The sequence below is a fragment of the Ruegeria sp. YTSA219 genome (assembly GCF_059609985.1).
Genome location: NZ_JBXWMT010000032.1, coordinates 1 through 2,990, shown reverse-complemented (window position 1 = coordinate 2,990; position 2,990 = coordinate 1). Strand labels below are relative to the sequence as shown.

The 2,990-nt window shown below is 60.6% G+C and carries 3 protein-coding genes; all 3 read left to right on the top strand.

Annotation, left to right across the window (positions count from 1 at the left end):
* Positions 1-12: 12 nt before the first annotated feature.
* Positions 13-1,689, top strand: a complete 1,677-nt coding sequence (locus tag AC2FFB_RS20005; RefSeq protein ID WP_281996164.1) for a formate--tetrahydrofolate ligase — start codon at positions 13-15, stop codon at positions 1,687-1,689.
* Between the two features lie 58 nt (positions 1,690-1,747).
* Positions 1,748-2,053 (top strand): chorismate mutase, encoded by a 306-nt coding sequence (locus AC2FFB_RS20000; RefSeq protein ID WP_142640424.1) that lies wholly within the window; start codon positions 1,748-1,750, stop codon positions 2,051-2,053.
* Positions 2,054-2,106: 53 nt separating this feature from the next.
* Positions 2,107-2,990 (top strand): bifunctional methylenetetrahydrofolate dehydrogenase/methenyltetrahydrofolate cyclohydrolase FolD (gene folD, locus AC2FFB_RS19995; protein WP_271952851.1); only part of this gene is annotated, 884 nt, incomplete at its 3' end.

Below are 2,990 nucleotides of genomic sequence, written 5' to 3'. Positions count from 1 at the left end.
GACCGAAACCCAATGAGCTATAAATCTGACATCGAAATTGCGCGTGAGGCGAAGAAGAAGCCGATTCAGGAGATTGGTGCGAAGATCGGCATCGAATCTGCTGATCTTCTGCCCTATGGCCATGACAAGGCAAAGGTGAGCCAGGACTTCATCAATTCGGTTCAGGGCCGTGAGGACGGCAAGCTGATTCTGGTGACGGCGATCAACCCGACGCCTGCGGGTGAGGGTAAGACGACGACGACTGTGGGTCTGGGTGACGGTCTGAACCGGATCGGCAAGAACGCGATGATCTGTATCCGTGAGGCTTCGCTGGGCCCGAACTTTGGCATGAAGGGCGGCGCTGCGGGTGGTGGTTACGCGCAGGTTGTTCCGATGGAAGAGATGAACCTGCACTTCACCGGTGACTTTCACGCCATCACCAGCGCCCATTCACTGCTGTCGGCGATGATCGACAACCACATCTACTGGGGCAATGAGTGCGAGATCGACATTCGCCGTGTAGCGTGGCGTCGTGTGGTCGACATGAACGACCGCGCGCTGCGTCAGATCACGGCCAGCTTGGGTGGCGTATCGAACGGTTTCCCGCGCGAGACCGGCTTTGACATCACCGTGGCCTCTGAGGTTATGGCGATCCTGTGCCTGGCCAACGACCTGAAAGATCTGGAAAAGCGTCTGGGTGACATCATCGTGGCCTATCGCCGCGACAAGACCCCGGTTTACTGTCGCGACATCAAGGCCGAAGGCGCGATGACGGTGCTGCTGAAGGACGCGATGCAGCCGAACCTGGTGCAGACGCTGGAAAACAACCCGGCCTTTGTGCATGGCGGCCCGTTTGCCAACATCGCGCATGGCTGTAACTCGGTCATTGCGACCAAGACCGCGCTGAAAGTGGCTGACTATGTGGTGACCGAAGCGGGCTTTGGGGCCGATCTGGGCGCCGAGAAATTCATGAACATCAAGTGCCGCAAGGCGGGTATCGCGCCGTCGGCTGTGGTGCTGGTTGCCACCGTGCGTGCGATGAAGATGAATGGCGGTGTGGCCAAGGCTGATCTGGGTGCGGAAAACGTCGACGCGGTCAAATCGGGCTGCGCCAACCTGGGTCGTCACATCGAAAACGTCAAATCCTTTGGCGTGCCGGTTGTGGTTGGCATCAACCACTTCGTCACCGATACCGACGCAGAAGTGCAAGCCGTGAAAGACTATTGCTCTGACCACGGGGTCGAAGCGGTTCTGTCGCGTCACTGGGAGCTGGGGTCGGAAGGTTCGGCGCCGCTGGCCGAGAAGGTGGTCGAAATCGTCGAAGGGGGCACAGCGAACTTTGCGCCGATCTACCCCGACAATATGCCGCTGTTCGAGAAGATCGAAACCATCGCCAAGCGCATCTATCGCGCGGACGAGGTTCTGGCCGACAACAAGATCCGCAACCAGCTGCGTGAATGGGAAGAAGCCGGTTACGGCAACCTGCCGGTCTGCATGGCCAAGACGCAGTATTCCTTCTCGACCGATCCCTCGTTGCGCGGCGCGCCCACCGGCCATTCGGTTCCGGTGCGCGAGGTGCGCCTGAGCGCGGGTGCCGGATTTATCGTGGCGGTCTGTGGTGAGATCATGACTATGCCGGGCCTGCCGCGCAAACCGGCGGCCGAAAGCATCTGCCTCAATGACGCAGGTGAGATCGAGGGCTTGTTCTAAGTCGCCAGATAAGACATCTCGTGATCCGGAGAATGCTCCGGGCCACGAGGAGATCACGATGCCCACTCTGACACCGCCGCAAGACTGCGCAACGATGCAGGATCTGCGGATTCAGATCGACCAGCTGGACCGGCACCTGATCGAGATGCTGGTGAGGCGCGCCAGCTACATTGATCGCGCGTCTGAGTTGAAGCCGGGCGAGGGCCTGCCGGCCCGTATTCCGGATCGTGTTGAAGAGGTGGTGCAAAAGGTGCGTGCCAGCTCTCAGGCGGCGGGGATGGACCCCGATCTGGCCGAGACGCTGTGGCGCATTCTGATTGACTGGTCGATTGCGCGTGAGGAACGTGTGCTCGGCAACGACTGACTGACCGGGCGCCCCAAGCGCCCGATCCGTTTTTGGGAAGAAGGGATCGAAGAATGGTAGCGCAGGTTATCGACGGTAAGGCCTTTGCAGCAACGGTGCGGGCACAGGTTGCCGATCAGGTTGCAAAGCTGAAGGACGAAAATGGCATCACCCCTGGTCTGGCCGTGGTTCTGGTGGGCGAAGACCCGGCCAGCCAGGTCTATGTCCGCTCGAAGGGCAAGATGACCGTCGAGGTCGGCATGAACTCGTATGAGCACAAGCTGGATGTGGACACCTCCGAGGCAGACCTGCTGGCATTGATCGACAAGCTGAATACCGATCCCGCAGTCCACGGCATTCTGGTGCAGCTGCCGCTGCCCAAGCATCTGAACGAAGATCTGGTGATCAATTCGATCGACCCGGCCAAAGATGTCGACGGGTTCCACATCTCGAATGTGGGCCTGCTGGGCACCGGTCAGAAATCGATGGTGCCCTGTACCCCACTGGGCTGCCTGATGATGCTGCGGGACCATCATGGATCGTTGTCGGGAATGGACGCGGTTGTGATCGGCCGCTCGAACATCGTCGGCAAGCCGATGGCGCAACTGCTGCTGGGCGACAGCTGCACCGTGACCATCGCGCATAGCCGCACCAAGGATCTGCCCGATGTTGTCCGTCGCGCGGATATCGTTGTCGCCGCTGTGGGCCGCCCCGAGATGGTGCCCGGCGACTGGATCAAGGAAGGCGCCACGGTCATCGACGTGGGCATCAACCGCATTGAACGCGACGGCAAGAACAAGCTGGTTGGAGACGTGGATTACGCCAGCGCCGCCGAACGCGCCGGAGCAATCACCCCCGTCCCCGGTGGCGTCGGCCCCATGACAATCGCATGCCTGCTGGCCAACACCCTGACCGCCGCATGCCGCGCAAACAAACTCCCCGAACCAGAAGGCCTGAC

What these genes read in the sequence shown, in the direction of transcription:
- AC2FFB_RS20005 (WP_281996164.1), top strand. Translation starts at nt 13, where the DNA reads ATGAGCTATAAATCTGACATCGAAATTGCGCGTGAGGCGAAGAAGAAG.
- AC2FFB_RS20000 (WP_142640424.1), top strand. Translation starts at nt 1,748, where the DNA reads ATGCCCACTCTGACACCGCCGCAAGACTGCGCAACGATGCAGGATCTG.